The following is a 15,747-nucleotide window of genomic DNA, read 5'->3' on the forward strand; positions in this document are numbered from 1 at the left end:
CTGACTACTGACTACTGACTACTGACTACTGACTACTGACTACTGACTACTGACTACTGACTACTGACTACTGACTACTGACTACTGACTACTGACTACTGACTACTGACTACTGACTCTTCTAAACATCCAACCGTTCTTTAAAGTAAGCCTTCAGACCGTTGATTGGCAGTCGGATTTGCTCCCACGTGTCGCGGTCGCGAATCGTGACTGTGTCTTTGTCAGCGGTACTGCCGTCCTTGCCCTGGCCCAGCGTGTCAAAGTCCACCGTGACACAAAACGGAGTTCCGATTTCATCCTGGCGGGCATAGAGCTTGCCGATGGCGCCGGTATCGTCATACACGGTGCGAATGCCGCTCTTTTGCAGGTCTTCTTTGATCTTTCGAGCGACTTCGACAATGGCTGAGTTGTTGCGCGCCAGCGGAAGCACCGCCACTTTGATTGGTGCCAGGTGCGGATGGAGTCTCAGCACCACGCGCATATCGGCATCTTTGCCTTCCTGGGCTTTGCCAGCTTTTTCACTGTAGGCATCCATTAGAAATGCCAGGGTGGCCCGGTCGGCACCGGCTGAAGGTTCGATTACATAGGGCACGTAGCGTTCTTTGGCTTCCTGGTCAAAGTATTGCAGCCGTTCGGTTGAATGTTCGTTGACCGTACCCCACTTCTCGCTCTTACCTTTGGAGTGGATGCTCAGGTCATAGTCGGTCCGGTTGGCAATACCTTCCAGCTCATCCCATTGTTTTTCCTGGTCTTCGCGTTCGGGGAAGAAGCGGTACTGCAAATCGGTGCAGGCTCGGGCATAGTGGGCTAACTCGTCTGATTGCTGCACATAGCGGCGGATGTTTTCCGGACGAATGCCCAGTTTGAGATACCACTGATGGCGATCTTCGATCCAACGCTGGTGCCAGTCCTGGTCGGTACCGGGCTTGCAGAAGAATTCAATTTCCATCTGCTCAAATTCACGGGTTCGGAAGGTGAAGTTTCCAGGCACGATTTCATTTCGGAAGGCTTTTCCAATCTGAGCAATCCCAAACGGCACTTTGCGCCAGCGGGTGTTGACCACATTGAGAAAGTTCACAAACATACTCTGGGCCGTTTCCGGGCGGAGGTAGGCCAGGGTGGCGGCGTCTTCAACCGGGCCGACGTTGGTTTTAAACATCAGGTTGAAGGCACGCGGTTCGGTCAGATTGGCACTGCACCCTGAAACCTTGCGTTGTTTGTGTTTTGGACAATCCAGTTCAGCGAGTTTGTCGGCTCGAAACCGTCCTTTGCATTCGCGGCAATCAACCAGTGGATCAGAAAACGTGGCTTCGTGGCCGGAATACTGCCACACCAGGCGATTCATCAAAATCGCTCCGTCAAGACCTTCCATGTCGTCGCGTTCATAGACGTTGGCCCGCCACCAGGCCCGCTTGACGTTATTTTTCAATTCGACACCCAGCGGGCCGTAGTCCCAGGTCGAGCCCAGTCCGCCGTACACTTCGCTGGATGGAAACACAAATCCCCGTCTCTTACACAAAGAGACGATTTTCGCCATATCAACCGTCGTCATAAATTCCTCTGTTCAGAATTGCTTGGTCTGTGTGTTGTTGCAGGAAGTGGGTCCAGGTCAGGGAAGCACACAGCAGCATAAGATAAGAAACCGCGCATTATACACAAATATCTGTTTGAATGAAGAACCCATCAGTGGTTAGTGGCTAGTGATTAGTGATTAGTGGTTAGCGGTGCCAGTTAAGGGTTGAAAAATCGTTCGTTGAAAACAAAGGGATTATCCAAATTACAAATTTTAGCCGGTTAAAGTGCTACCTGTAAGCTATTGATTTTGAAGACTCAATTTCAACCCTTAATTCTCATCACTAACCACTAACCACTAACCACTAACCACATTCTTCACTCTCACTTGAGGTCCAGCCCATCGAGCGAGCCGTTGATTTTCTGATAAACCGACTCAATGATGGCGCGATTGATGGAGGCCGTGGAGCTATTGCTGTCATACCCGATGCGATAGGCCGCCAGAGCATCATTTAACTGCCCGGTTGCTTCAAGCACGACCCCCAGTTTCCACGAAGCGTCTTTTTTCTCAGCGCCATCTGGAAATCCTTCGGCTGCTGTTCGCAGGGCTGTAATCGCTTCATCACGTTTGCCTTCGCGGAAAAGAATCCAGCCCAAAATCGCTTGAGCGCGGAGTTTGAAATGCTGTGCCCGGCCTTCTGGGGAAAGTCCCGGTGGCAGGTCAGCCACGGCATCTTCGCGAGTGGTCGCCTGGCTGGCAAACAGGGCGGCACCTCGGGCAAGTGCTTCAGCTTGCGGGAGTTCGGCATTGGCGTCAACCAGTTTGCGGGCGGCAAACAGGTATCTGAGACCTCGGGCATCGTCTTTCGGAGACACAAAATTCCCAAGTGCCCGGCCCAATGGTGTATCGCCTGGTTTGGGGAGTTCCCAGGATGCCGCCGTTGTGTTGTCACCGGCAGTTGGTTTAACCACACGGCGAGGGCGGCGGACCGATGGTGTTTGGTCGCCTTCGGTACTTGTTGATGCTGGTGGCGAGGTGGCATCAGCCGCCTGATTCTTTTCGGCATTGGCCTGAGCTTCACGTTTGGCGAGATAGGCAAACCGAACAAAATCTTCAACTTGTCGGAACTGCACTTCACTGGTCAGTGGGTCGTTCATCAGAATCGCCGCCTGACGTTCGGTTTCAAGCAAGGTGGCCAGACTTGAGGCGCGGACTTCAAGCACCCCACCCAGAGTTGCCTCAAATTCACCATCCGGAGACAGGCGCAGGAAAGCTTCAAACGGTTCAATCGCCCGGTCATAGTCGTTGGCCTGGACGAGTGTTTTCCCAAGTTCAAAATACAGGGTTGGAAAGCGTGCCGTATCGGTGGCTTCACCGAGCAGGTTTTCAGCGTCGGCAAAATCACCTTCCACCCGTTTCAAATGGGCCTCGACCATGCGTGACCAGGGATAGCGCGGATTGATTTCACGCACTTTTTCCAGGAGTTTCACGGCGTTGGCATATTCACCTTGTGCCGCATAGACATAAGCCATCTGGGTCAAAAAGCGCACATCGCGTGGGGTGTAGGCCAGCATTTTTCCAAGGGTTTCAGCCGCGTCGCCGTATCGGCGCTGTTCCATCAAGGCCAGGGTCAATCCTCCCCAGGCGGAAGGATGATCCGGAATTATGGCAACTTGTTGGCGATAGAGGGCTTCGGCATCTCCGAGTAATCCACTGGCCCGATATAAATCAGCCAGTGCCGCCGGTGCGGTCCGGCTTTTGGGGTCAAGCTCCATTGCCTTTTGAAAGGCGGTGCGGGCATCGGTGAGGCGCAATCCCATTTGGAGGGCCACACCACGATCATAATGAAGATTGGCCTGGGTTGGGCTCAGTTCAATTGCCCGGTCAAAGACCTGCAAAGCGTCGGTTGGATTTTCCACGCTCAAATAAAACAATCCGATTTGTTCGAGCAATTCAACTTCGGTCCCGGCCCGTTCCTGGAGCTGGCGCATAAACAGAATCGCTTCGGTTCGATTGCCGAATCCAGCCATCAACACTGGCATCGAGAGCAGAAAAGATCGAAACGTCCCGGTGGAAATCGGTGTGGGAAGGGAATCAACCGCCAGTTGAAAGGCTTCCTGAGCCTGGGCCACCTGCGCACTGCGCAGGGCCTGTTCACCTCGTTCGGCATAGGCACGGGCCAGCATGGTTTTGCACCCCGTGATGAGCGGAGAGGTCGGATGTTGCTTCTGAAATTCAGTAAGTTGCTGAATCCGATCATCTACGGTCGCTCCTTGAATTCGGGCCAGTTCGGCTTGTTCCTCAAAAACCATCATCGGCGTCAGGGTTTGAACCGGAGGCGTCTGAGGCGTGGTTGCGGGCGGTTCTTCCTGGGTTGGCGCTGGCTTTGAAGTCTCTATCGGCAGGCGTTGTTTAATCGGGAGTGCCGTGACGGGTGTGACCGAGACAAGCACACCGCACAACACCGTGCAGGCAAGTCCCTTCTGAAAAAGCGGTTTGAAAACTGTGGGTGACATAGATTTGGGTACCGGCTATGGAAACAGATGTATGAGTTACAGGCGTGAAAAGCTTGGGATTTGTACCGTTTGCGGGGTGACTTGGCAAGATGCGCCGGGAAAATGGCGGATGAAGATGTCAGTATCACCTGCGTGAGCGGGTGGTTTTTGTTTTTGATTCCCTGATTGCCAGCAATAATCACATATCACTAATGCCAGTTAAGAGTTGAAAAAATGAGCGGATTTGAACCCACGAAGCGGGTGGCATTCTTAAAGCCTCGGGTGGAATGAGCGTCAGCGAATGAAATCCCTGGCGTCCATCACCAGTCAGCGTGGCCTGGGCAACCGCGGAATTCATTGCCACCGATTTTGTTTTCCACGGATTCCGCTGTGCTCCACCCGAGGCTTTCATTCTTCCGCCCAGTTCCTGGGCTCAACCCCCAAAACCGCTTCAACTCTTAACTGGCACCACGAACCACGAACCACTAAGGGACTGTAAAAATACAACTTCCCGTTTTTATCGAAAGTCACCCGGAGAGATCGAATTTCAGAACAGGAAACCACGAAAAACACGAAAAACACGAAAAAGAAATCCAAAGACTTCAATGGGGTCTGAGCTTGTGTCAGGGAAAGTGCCACCGAACTCAAAAGAAAATGGCTTCGACCCAAATGAAAATCGGGAAGTTGTTTTTTAACGCTCCCTAACCACGAACCACGAACCACGAACCACTAATCACTAATTGGTTTCTTCATTCTCTGGAATTCACATTGACTGAAAATTCCTCTATCCATCATAGTGCCCTGCAATTGTAAAATGTGCTGAGACACCTCACACTCTCTCTACCAGACTTTAATCCAAATCGCGTACCTGTGCTGTTCCTATGTTGCCCTACTTGCATTCGTTGATTGCAATTCCGTTGATTTATCTCTACACGATGGTCATGGCGACCATTTCACTGACACTATCGCTGCACGATCCAACTGGAATTCGCCAGCACTGGTGTGCCCAAACCTGGTGCAAATTGATTGCCTGGACGGTGGGGATGAACGTGATTATCCATGGGCGGGAAAACCTCGACTTATCACGTCCAGCCGTCTATATGTCCAATCACCAGAGTTATATGGACATCCCGACGCTGTTTGCCTTTCTTCCATTCCAGTTCCGGATTTTCGCCAAGAAAGTGCTGTTTTACATTCCTTTTATGGGCTGGCATTTGTGGCGTGCCGGGAATATCCCCGTTGATCGTGGCAATCACTCCGCCACCTCGAAAGTGTTGAACCTGGGAGTTGAAAAGCTTCACTCGGGTGTTCCGATTGTGGTTTTTCCCGAAGGAACGCGTGGTACTGAACTGCGACGGGTCAAACGGTTCAAAGCCGGAGCGTTTAAAATCGCTCAAATGGCCAAAGTTCCAGTAGTTCCAATCACTATCGTCGGAACTGCCCACATTTTGCAGAAAGATTCACTTCTGTTTCGTCCCGGAACGGTTCACCTCTTTATTGATCCGCCAATTGAAACGGCTGACACCGATGATCAACGCCTTTCGGATGTGGTGACACAGGTTCAGCAGGTCATGAATACAAATTTGGAGCGCGTTTATGGTCAATCTTCAGCCGGTACCGCCGGATCCGTACCCGTTTCCATACTCCGCTGACGGTGTCTGGACCCTACCGATTGATCCTGACAAGCCAGCCTGGGGACCTGGTTCGGGCTTGCTCATGTGGGGGATCAGCATTTTGGCGATTGTGATTATGCAATTGCCGGCGGCGATGCTGTGGGCGGGTGAAATCTATCTGCGAACCGGAAAAATGCCGGTTCTTTCACCCAATGTGCAGGATCCACGGCTTGTCCTCTACAGCGTGTTATCAACCATTGTGGCGCACCTGCTTACGTTTGCCGCATGCTGGATGCTGGTGCGAACCAGTGCGCCGAACGTCAAATTTTGGAATGCGCTCGGTTGGGGCTGGAGCCAGAACTTCCGGTGGTATCACTGCTGGGGAATCATCCTGAGCTTTCTCGCGCTTGGCGTGGCTGTTTCACAATTGATTCCGCACAAGGAAACCGACTTTGACCGCATTCTCAAGATTGGGCCCAGTATCCGAATTGCCGTTTCGATTGTGGCGCTGGCCACAGCGCCGCTGGTTGAAGAAGTTGTCTATCGTGGGATGCTTTACAGCGGGTTTCGCAAGATGGTCGAGCCCTGGGCGGCGATTACTCTGGTCTCATTTCTCTTCTTACTGGTTCACATTCCACAGTACTGGGGCGGATGGGACGGCTTGACGGTACTGGCGTTGCTCAGCATTACCTTGACGATTGTGCGTGCCAAAACCCGCTCATTGTTGCCCTGCATTTACATTCACACCATTTTCAATGGGATTGGGGTGGCGTCAATCTTGATGGGCGGGCGGTGACCAGACCAGGGCGGAAGAAAGCGGGCTAAGGGCTGAAGACATCGGGCTGAAGAAGGCGGGTTGAAGAATTGGTTTTATCCGAGGTCATCAGCCCCAAGCCCTAAGCCCTGGTTTTTTCAGCCCCAAGCCCTGAGCCCTAAACCAGGGCTGAAAACTTGTCAGTGCCACCTGTGTCAGCAGGTGGTTTTCATTTTTAAATCCCACCCGCTGACGCAGGTGGTACTGACTTCAATAAGGAATTTGGTGTCATGTCATTTCAAGGAAAAACAGCAATCGTAACTGGTGGTTCACGTGGTATTGGTCGTGGAATCGTCATCGAACTGGCCCGCCAGGGATGTCAGGTGGCGTTTACCTATGCCTCAAATGCCGAAGCTGCCCAGCAGGTCGTCAATGAATGCGAAGCCTTTGGTGTGCAAGTCAAAGCCTATCAGGTTGATGCCGCCAATTTTGAAGCGGCTCAGAGCTTTGTCAAAGACGTCAAAGCCCAGTTTGGCGGCGTTCATTTTCTGATCAACAACGCGGGCATTACCCGAGATAAATTGATTTTGATGATGAAGGAAGATGACTGGGACGCCGTGATTGATACCAACCTCAAAAGCGTCTTTAATCTCAGTAAAGCTGTTGCGGCGCTTCTGGTTCGGCAGAAACAGGGTGGCAGTATCCTAAACATCAGTTCAATCAGCGGCGTTATCGGGATGCCTGGTCAAACCAACTATTCAGCTTCCAAAGCCGGAATGATTGGGTTTACCAAAGCGCTGGCCAAAGAACTCGCCAGTCGTGAGATAACGGTCAATGCCCTGGCTTTGGGTATGATCGAAACCGACATGACTGGTGCCCTCGACACTGGGTATCGCGAAAAAGTCACTGAGCAAATTCCCCTCAAACGCTTCGGAACCGTCGCCGAAGTCGCCCGAGCTACGGCCTTTTTGCTTTCTGACGATGGGCGATACATTACGGGCCAGGTGATTCAAATTGATGGCGGATTGGCCATGTAGCGGGTTCAGGGTTCAGGGTTTTTAAGCAAAAATTGGTTGATCCTGTTTGTCTCCTGGCCCTTTCCTGCAACCCAGCTTTTAAATTCGGGTGTATATTGGCAGCGACACCAAACATTTAACCCCAATATTTAGTGAGGAATGAGGTTATTCAAATGCTTCGAAAAGGATTGATGGTGTGTTTTGTATTTCTGCTGACAGCTTGCCTGCAAGTGTCAGCCCAAACCAGTGCTCCAGCCAAAGCGGAAGGTCCTTCCGTGGATGAATTATTGGCCAAATCAATTGATGCCATGGGTGGTGCAGAAAAGTTTAAAGCATTGAAAACATTGAAAATGACCGGAAAAATGGTCGTTCAGAACGGCGCAATGGAAATGCCGATGGTCATCCAGGTCAAGCAACCAGGGGCCTTCCGGGCCGATACCACCGTAATGGGCAAAACCATTACCCAGGCGTTTGATGGTACTTCGGGATGGCAGATTTCGCCGATGACCGGCAAACTTGAAGCTGAAAAAATGTCAGAGGAAGACGTGCGCCGGACTCGCAGCGGTTTTGAAACCATGGTCAGTGGACCATTTGCCAACTACAAGGAAAAAGGAACGACGATTGAACTGGTTGGCAAGGAAGATGTCGAAGGCACCGCTGCCTACAACCTGAAGGTCACCACCAAAGATGGTGAATCCAGCAATGTCTTTCTCGATTCGGAAAGCTATTTGCCGATCAAAATCCTGGCCAAATCAAAACAAGGGGCCACGGCTTTTGAGGTGGAAATGTACCCAAGTGATTACAAACCTGTGAACGGGATTCTGTTTTCATATTCGATGGAAGGCAAAATCAAAGGCGGCCCTGCCGGCGCCGGTTTCCAGATGGTGATGGAAAAAATCGAAGTTGATGTGCCGATTGATGATGCGGTCTTCAAAATGCCAGCCGCCACCAAGTAGCGCATAGCGAGTAGTGAAATAGCGAATAGCGAAATAGTAAAAGACACTGAATATCAGAGATTGACAGCACCATTCTGGGAAACAACACGTCACTTCACTATTTCGCTACTTCACGACTTCGCTACTTCACGACTTCACTATTTCGCTACTTCACTATTTCGCTCAAGTCCAAACATTTCCCCCTGCAGTCAGTTGCCAAAACCGATTTTCAATAATAACTGTCGATCCAAACTTCATTTGGGAGGGCATCCGTGCGTAAGCCTAAGGTATGTATCTCTGCTGCACGCTTCATGTGTGTTCTTTTGGTGTGTTTAACCCAGGTCGTGCTGGTTTCAGGCCAGCAATCCACCCCCATCAAGCTTGATTCGGGGAGCTTTGGTGCCGTCGAAGCTCGCTCCATCGGACCCGCCACCATGAGTGGTCGAATTTCCTATATTGACGGCGTGAATTCGAATCCTTTGACCCTCTATGTTGGCACCGCGAGCGGTGGTGTCTGGAAAACCAGCAATGGTGGGACCACCTTCCAACCCATTTTTGACAAGCATGCGTTTTCAATCGGCGCCATTGCCGTTGACCAGTCCAAACCCGATACGGTCTGGGTTGGCACGGGTGAATCGTGGGTTCGCAATAGCGTTTCGGTTGGTACCGGACTCTATAAATCCACCGATGCTGGTGAAACCTGGCAAATGGTGGGCCTTGAAAAAACCGAACGGATTGGGAAAATTGTCATTGATCCCAAAAATTCAGACGTGGTGTACGTTGCTGCGCTCGGACATTTGTGGGATGGCAACGAAGACCGAGGACTCTATAAAACCACGGATGGCGGAAAGACCTGGAATAAGGTCCTTTCTGTCAATGCCGATACCGGATGCTCGGATGTCGCGATTGATCCGCAAGAGCCCAATATCGTCTATGCCGGGATGTGGCAATTTCGCCGCTATCCCTGGAGTTTTCACTCCGGCGGACCAGGGAGCGGATTGCACAAGAGCACCGATGGCGGCAAAACCTGGACGAAATTAACCAAAGGGTTGCCCGAAGGCGACCTGGGGCGGATTGCCCTGGCCGTCGCCAAAAATCGCCCCAACCTGGTCTATGCCTGTGTCGAAGCCAAAAAGACGGGGCTGTATCGCTCAGATAACCTGGGTGAAAGCTGGGAGTTGATGAATTCTTCATTTACCACCTCGGTTCGCCCGTTTTACTTCTCACATCTGGTGGCTGATCCAAAAGACTATAAAGTGGTCTACAAAGCCGGGCTCTTTATGGCGGTGAGCAAGGACAGCGGCAAATCATTTACCAATTTGGGGGGCAGCTCCCACGGTGATCAGCACACGATCTGGGTTGACCCAACCAATACTTCGCACCTGTATGTTGGAACGGACGGCGGCGTCTATGAATCACGTGATGGGGGGCGAAGCTATAATTTCCTGCGCAACTTGCCCGTGTCACAGTTTTACCACGTGACCTATGACCTGGAAGCGCCATACAACGTCTATGGCGGGTTACAGGACAACGGGACCTGGGTTGGCCCTTCGCGCAGCCCCGGCGGTATTCAAATCAAAGACTGGGACAGCATCGGGTTTGGGGATGGATTTTGGGTGTTTCCGGATCCGGCAGATGCCTCACTGGTCTATGTTGAATCACAAGGCGGCGGCCTGCAGCGGCTCTATCGGAAAACAGGCGAATTCAAAGATATTAAACCGCGCCCGGACGCTGGTGACCCCGAACTGCGCTTTAACTGGAATACCCCGATTGAAGTCGGCGCCAAAAATCAGAAACAGCTCTTCATCGGATCTCAGTTCCTGTTCCAGTCAACGGATCGTGGCGAGTCCTGGCAGAAAATTTCACCTGACCTGACCACCAACAACCCGGAAAAGCTCAAACAGGATCAATCCGGCGGGTTGACCATTGATAATTCAACGGCTGAAAACCACTGTACCATCTATAGCATTAGTTCTTCGCCGGTGGATGAAAATGTAATCTGGGTTGGCACCGATGACGGCAATGTTCAGGTCACTCGCGATGATGGGAAGACCTGGGCAAATGTGACCCAAAACATTCCCAACCTTCCCAAAAACACCTGGGTGAGTTGTGTTGAGGCCAGTCATCACGCGGCTGGTACGGCCTACGCCACCTTTGACGGGCACAACACTGGCGATATGAAGCCCTGGGTCTTTCAAACAACTGATTTTGGCCAGACCTGGAAACCGTTGATGACTGATGATATCAAGGGTTATGCCCACGTGGTTCGGGAAGACCTGGTCAATCCGAGTCTGTTGTTTGTGGGGACGGAATTCGGCCTGTTTATCAGTGTGACGGGCGGTACCCAGTGGGCGCCATTGACCGGGAAGTTCCCAGCCGTGGCGGTGCGCGATCTTGATATTCATCCACGTGAATCCGACCTGTTGATTGCCACCCACGGACGCGGAATCTACATCGTGGATGACATTACACCGCTCCGCAAATTGACCAATGATTTACTGAATTCGGAAGTCGTTGTTCTGGATGGTCGGCCTTCGGTGATGCGGTTTGGCGGCGGCGTTCAGGAATTTCCCGGTGATGATGAGTTTGCCGGACCCAACGCAACCGATTCGGCGATTATTACCTATTATCTGCGGGAACGACACGTGGTCGGAGATTTCAAGGTCGAAATTTTTGATCCACAAGGAAAACTGGTTTCGACGCTTCCGGGCTCAAAACGGCGGGGAATCAACCGGGTCGAATGGCCGATGCGGCTCAAGCCCCCGAAGGCAATCCCAAGTTCAGCGGCGTTAGGCGGGACACCACCGGGTGCGTTTGTGGGACCGATTGCACCCGAAGGCACCTACACGGTCAAAATCACCAAGGGGCAGAAAACGTTTGATGGGAAATTTCAGTTAATTCCTGATCCCCGGTCGCCGCATTCCGCCGAAGACCGTAAGCTCCAGAACGAAACGGCCAGAAAACTCTATACTTTACAGGAAGACTTAGGCTACCTGGTGACCACGATTGCTGATGCCCGCAAACAGGCTCAGGACCGGGCGACAAAAGCGCGTGAACCCAAAACCAAAGATGGTGAGGCGCTGGCCAAATCGCTGGACGCACTGGCGGAAAAGCTCCAGACGCAATACAAAAAACTGGTCGCCACCCGTGATGATCTTGGCTATATCGGTGGGGAAGAGCAACTGCGTGAGCGGTTGATTGGTCTCTATGGCAGCATCAATGGGTATAGCGGACGTCCAACCAAATCACAGCTTGATTATGCCGGAGTGCTGGATAAGGAATTTGCCAAAGCGAGCCAGGACTTTGAGGCGCTTGTGACGACGGAGGTAAATGCAATAAACTCAAAGCTCCAAGTCAAAAAACTCGATCCCCTCAAGGTTCAGTCCCGCGAAGAATACGATAAAGCTCAATCAGGAAGGTAATTTCCATGATCCCTGCACGAACCTCCTTGAAGGTATTCGTTTTGTGTCTGGCCGTTGGAGGCATTGCTCTGACAGCGTCGGTGCGCACACAGGCGCTGCCAGACTATCTTAAAATTTTTGCTTCAGACCCGCTGGCCAGACCGGAATGGAAGATCACCTGTGCCACCTGCCATGAAAGCGCCAAAGGCGGCGGTGTCCGCAACGCGTTTGGCAAAGCGTTTCAGGCAGGTGGGTACAAAATCACACCGGAACTGCGCCAGCAATTTCCGGATCGTTTTTTGCAAGCTCCTGAACCACCGAAAGTGGCCTTTTCCGATGGTCAATCCCAGGTGGTGATTGAAATGAATGGCCGGAAGTGGCGAATTGACCCAACGACCAAAACCGTGACCGATGAAGGTCCGGTTGAAACAACCCCACCTCCAGCCGTGGCTGAGGTCAAAACGCCAGTTACACCTGACGGCATTCACCGTCCAGGAGATGACAAAATCATCAGTCTGCCCACGGGACGGGCGGTTCCCAAAAACGGACTGATCGTCAATTTCAGCCACCGGTTTTCGCTCAATGAAGACCGTACCTTTGGTGGTTTTTTTGGTCTCGATGGCTTTTCAAATTCATCCTTTGGTTTTTTGTATGGCATCACCAATCGAATCCACGTTGGGTTTAACCGGTCGCCATCGTTTATTGGCCGACCGATTGAATTTTTCGGTGGATTCCAGATCAGTGATGAAATGAAAGGCGACCCGATTACCTCGCAGGTTCGGGTCGGCGTCGAAGCCAGCAACAACTTTACCCGCAACTATGTGACGAGCATTTCCGGGACGGTGGCGCGCAGCCTCACCCGCCACGCCCAAATTGCGGTTACTCCCACGATTTCATTCAACAATCGGCCCTTGCTGGCCATTACCCCGGTGCCAGAACTCCCAGGCAAGACCACATTTGCCCTGGGTGCCGGATTGACGGTGAAATTCAGGCCCACGTTGAATTTCATCATTGAAGGCAACCAGCGATTGGAAGGAAAGCTCGGCACGCCGCGCCCATCCTTTGGGTTTGGAATCCAGAAGGTAACCGGTGATGGCCGCCATGCGTTTGCCTTAACCTTTAGCAACAGCCCCGGCTTTACCACGGCGCAGCGCTCCGGCACTCGGGCAACGCTCTTTGGTGAAGGCACGATGCTTGACGATACCTTCAGCGGTCTGTCCATTGGGTTTAACATCACCCGACGGATGTTTTAGCTCAGGGCAGAAAAAATTTCTTTGGAGTGCTGCAACTTGTTGCAGCTTTGTTACTTAGCGACTTGTCGCTATAAAAAATTCTTTGGAGTGCGGTGACAGGTCATCGCACCCCAAAGAATTTTTTTTTCTGTCAACGAGACTATTTGTTTTTCAACGTGCTTGATCCGTTTTTTCGGCGTCTGGCTCTATTTCGCAATGACCTTGCGGGCTAAACTCAAAGCCGTATCCAGGGCTTCCGCCGATTTGGCTTCGACGTGCGGTTTTACGCCCACACCCTCAATTCTTCCGTTCGTACGTGAGTAATAGTCAGCCACGGGCACAAACGTTTGAAACCCACCGCTCACATCAAAGGGGCTTTGTGAGAGCATCTTCCCGCCTGTCTGTTCTCCAACCAGTGTAACCACTCCTGAAGTACTCAACACATCCGCCGCCAGTTCAGTTGCGCTTGCCGACTTTGAATCAATCAGGAGGTACACTGGACCATTAAAGTTTGGTTGCTGAGGTTCAAATCGAATTCGAATCACGCTTTCCGTTTGAATATTTTCCCACCAGGATTTGAGCGAAAAACCCTTCCACGGAGTGACCGCCTGAAGCTCTGATTGTGTCGGCATTCGATGATGGTCGAGGTTCCAGTTGTGTGTCAGGAAATAGCCTGCGTCAATAGGTTTGTCAATAATATGTTCAATCAACGGTTTGATGGCAAAGGCGCCGCCGCCATTTCCACGCACATCCACGATGAGTGCTTTGCTTGATGTTTCGGAAATTTTCTTGAACGCGGCGATAATCTGCTCTTCGGTATCAATGCCGATCATGGTCTCAACTCGAAGAATGGCGATGTCCTCAACAAACTTGACCGAAGCAGGCGTGCCGCCAACCCGATGCTGATCCAGACTGGCAATCAATTCTTTGGCTGGGCCACGGGCTCGACTCAACGTTAAGTGTGAAAAAGGTTTGTTGTCATAAGCAAAATAAAAGCCAAGAAAGAGGTCAAGGTCATCTCGTGCGATAGTGGCAACCGCGTTCAGATCAGCCATGAGCTGTACCCAGGCGGGATCTTTGAGGGCTTTAGGGTCATAAACCTTTTGCCCAACGACTTTACCGAAGGATTCAATAATTGCCCGATAATCACGCAGCGGCTTCTCAGATGAATCAGTCGGAACGGCTGAGAACTTGCCGCTCAAGACACCGCCTTCGATTTTTCCGACGAGCCCTGTATTCGTGACCTGTAAAGAAACAGCTCCAGCAGTTGAGGGCGACATCATCTCACCCTGATACGCTTCACCTGATTGTGTAACACGAAACGCGAGCAAGTGATCCCCAATCGTGATTTTAGGGTTTTTTGCCCGGGGAAATTTCTTGATCAGAGCTGATGAGCCCGACAGGCTGTGGGCATACAGTGCGCTGTCGCGTTTTTCAAATGAAAGAACCGATTCAACTGGTCCAAATCGGGAAGTCTGGAATGTAATTCTCCAGTTTGTTTCAGTGAGTGATTGGGCCGACACCTGAGTTGACAACCCAGACAGAAAAATGGCCAAACCGGCAATACCCAGGATTGTGCGAATACGTTGAAGTTTCATGAGATGGAACCAAAGAGAGTTTTTGTCCCGAAATTCGGAAAGTCAGAAGATGTGAATGATACCAGTTTGTCGTCAGTAGTTCGTAGCCAGTAGTTCACTAACTTCAATTGACTGAATTACTTGACTGTTTTCTAGGACGATCACTTCATTCCAAAATGGTATAAGATGGTTTTTTTCGAAGGTGGAATGGCCTGTGCGATCAAAACCAGAAATTTGTTCCTTGCGAGTTCAACAAAACAAAACATGAGGAGCACTTACTTCAGGACGATGACTTCCGTCGTCGGACTGGCATTGATCTGGATAAATTTCTTCTGGTTATTGACATAGAGTGATTGAAAAAGGTTTGTGGGGAGCAACCCATTGGCCGCAAATCCCTGGGCAATCGAGTCACCCCGCACAAACGTCACTGGGAGATTTTCAAAGAACTCTTCACCCACCCTCACCCGCGCCAGCCTGCCGGTTTGCGTCGGCCTGACACCGGTGGTGGCTGCCGCCATCATGATAAACCCTCCGTTGCGCTCCACTGGCACCGTGCGCGCCTGCAAGGTTGGTTCAAACAGCATCAGTCCCGGCGTTCCTGAATCCAAAATCAACCGCAACTCACCCGCTGGATGATTTGAAGTCTGGGCGGAAATCAGGATTTTGCCGGATTCGAGCACAAAGGGCAGCCGGGTTCCGGTGGCCTGATGCTCAAATTCCTGCTGCTCTTCAAACACGATGTGCTGATTTCTGTAGTCAATCAGATAGTTGAACCGACTCAGGAAGTTTTGCCCAAGCAGCCCGCGAATCTGCGGACGAACCCGGCGCAATTCCGTCAAATCAACCGTGAGTGCCTCCAGGTGCTCCAGCGAAGCCGTGCCCACCTGTACCGATTTTAAAACTGAGCGTGGTACACTTTGCTTCCCGGAAATCGTCATCAGCGAAACCTGAGTGCCGGATTTCAACTGCAATTCCTCAACCAGCAACGGGTCAACCAGTGTCAAATGAGTGCCCGTGTCAATGAGGAATTCAAACGGTCCCTGACCATTCACCAAAACCAGTGCCACGATCAGGTGCTTTTGAACCAGTTTAAAGCGAACGGATGGGCCGGCCTGTGCGTTTGGGGCAGTGCATATCCCAATCATCAAGAGCCAGAGCACATACAAAACAGCAGTCTTGAGCAGGCGAGCGTGGGTCATAGAGTCCTCCGA

At 51.6% G+C, this 15,747-nt stretch carries 11 protein-coding genes; 6 read left to right on the forward strand and 5 right to left on the reverse strand.

Annotated elements, in window-relative coordinates:
• Positions 1-121: 121 nt before the first annotated feature.
• From HY774_02185 to HY774_02195, 3 genes are all read right to left on the reverse strand, one after another.
• On the reverse strand, positions 122-1,537 hold the full coding sequence (locus HY774_02185) for a glycine--tRNA ligase (GenBank protein MBI4747267.1): 1,416 nt from the start codon (positions 1,535-1,537) through the stop codon (positions 122-124).
• A 359-nt stretch (positions 1,538-1,896) separates the two neighbouring features.
• The gene (locus tag HY774_02190; protein ID MBI4747268.1) at positions 1,897-4,029 is read right to left on the reverse strand and encodes a tetratricopeptide repeat protein; all 2,133 of its coding nucleotides are present in this window, start codon (positions 4,027-4,029) and stop codon (positions 1,897-1,899) included.
• Positions 4,030-4,207: 178 nt separating this feature from the next.
• Entirely contained in the window at positions 4,208-4,420 is a 213-nt protein-coding gene (locus HY774_02195; GenBank protein MBI4747269.1) for a hypothetical protein, read from the reverse strand.
• A gap of 469 nt (positions 4,421-4,889) precedes the next feature.
• Between HY774_02195 and HY774_02200 the strand changes: the two genes are divergently transcribed.
• The 6 genes from HY774_02200 (at position 4,890) to HY774_02225 (ending at position 12,980) form a co-directional block, all read left to right on the forward strand.
• Positions 4,890-5,660: a 1-acyl-sn-glycerol-3-phosphate acyltransferase gene (locus tag HY774_02200; GenBank protein MBI4747270.1), complete on the forward strand. Its 771-nt coding sequence runs from the start codon at positions 4,890-4,892 to the stop codon at positions 5,658-5,660.
• A complete protein-coding gene (locus HY774_02205) occupies positions 5,605-6,417 on the forward strand; it encodes a CPBP family intramembrane metalloprotease (GenBank protein MBI4747271.1) in 813 nt (270 codons plus the stop codon). Before HY774_02200 ends, HY774_02205 begins: the two co-directional genes overlap by 56 nt.
• Before the next feature lie 248 nt (positions 6,418-6,665).
• Complete coding sequence (gene fabG, locus HY774_02210; GenBank protein ID MBI4747272.1) at positions 6,666-7,412, forward strand: 3-oxoacyl-[acyl-carrier-protein] reductase; 747 nt, start codon at positions 6,666-6,668, stop codon at positions 7,410-7,412.
• 152 nt (positions 7,413-7,564) lie between these two features.
• The gene (locus tag HY774_02215; GenBank protein ID MBI4747273.1) at positions 7,565-8,347 is read left to right on the forward strand and encodes a hypothetical protein; all 783 of its coding nucleotides are present in this window, start codon (positions 7,565-7,567) and stop codon (positions 8,345-8,347) included.
• A 290-nt stretch (positions 8,348-8,637) separates the two neighbouring features.
• Positions 8,638-11,748: a glycosyl hydrolase gene (locus tag HY774_02220; GenBank protein MBI4747274.1), complete on the forward strand. Its 3,111-nt coding sequence runs from the start codon at positions 8,638-8,640 to the stop codon at positions 11,746-11,748.
• Between the two features lie 5 nt (positions 11,749-11,753).
• Entirely contained in the window at positions 11,754-12,980 is a 1,227-nt protein-coding gene (locus HY774_02225) for a hypothetical protein (protein MBI4747275.1), read from the forward strand.
• Positions 12,981-13,165: 185 nt separating this feature from the next.
• Here the strand turns inward: HY774_02225 and HY774_02230 are convergent, their stop codons facing one another.
• Both HY774_02230 and HY774_02235 read right to left on the reverse strand, forming a co-directional pair.
• Positions 13,166-14,557 carry a hypothetical protein gene (locus HY774_02230; protein ID MBI4747276.1) on the reverse strand — a complete coding sequence of 464 codons (1,392 nt, stop codon included), beginning with the start codon at positions 14,555-14,557 and terminating at the stop codon, positions 13,166-13,168.
• Positions 14,558-14,811: 254 nt separating this feature from the next.
• A complete protein-coding gene (locus HY774_02235; GenBank protein ID MBI4747277.1) occupies positions 14,812-15,735 on the reverse strand; it encodes an aspartyl protease family protein in 924 nt (307 codons plus the stop codon).
• Positions 15,736-15,747: the final 12 nt, after the last annotated feature.

It is taken from the genome of Acidobacteriota bacterium (assembly GCA_016208495.1).
GTDB lineage: Bacteria > Acidobacteriota > Blastocatellia > Chloracidobacteriales > Chloracidobacteriaceae > JACQXX01.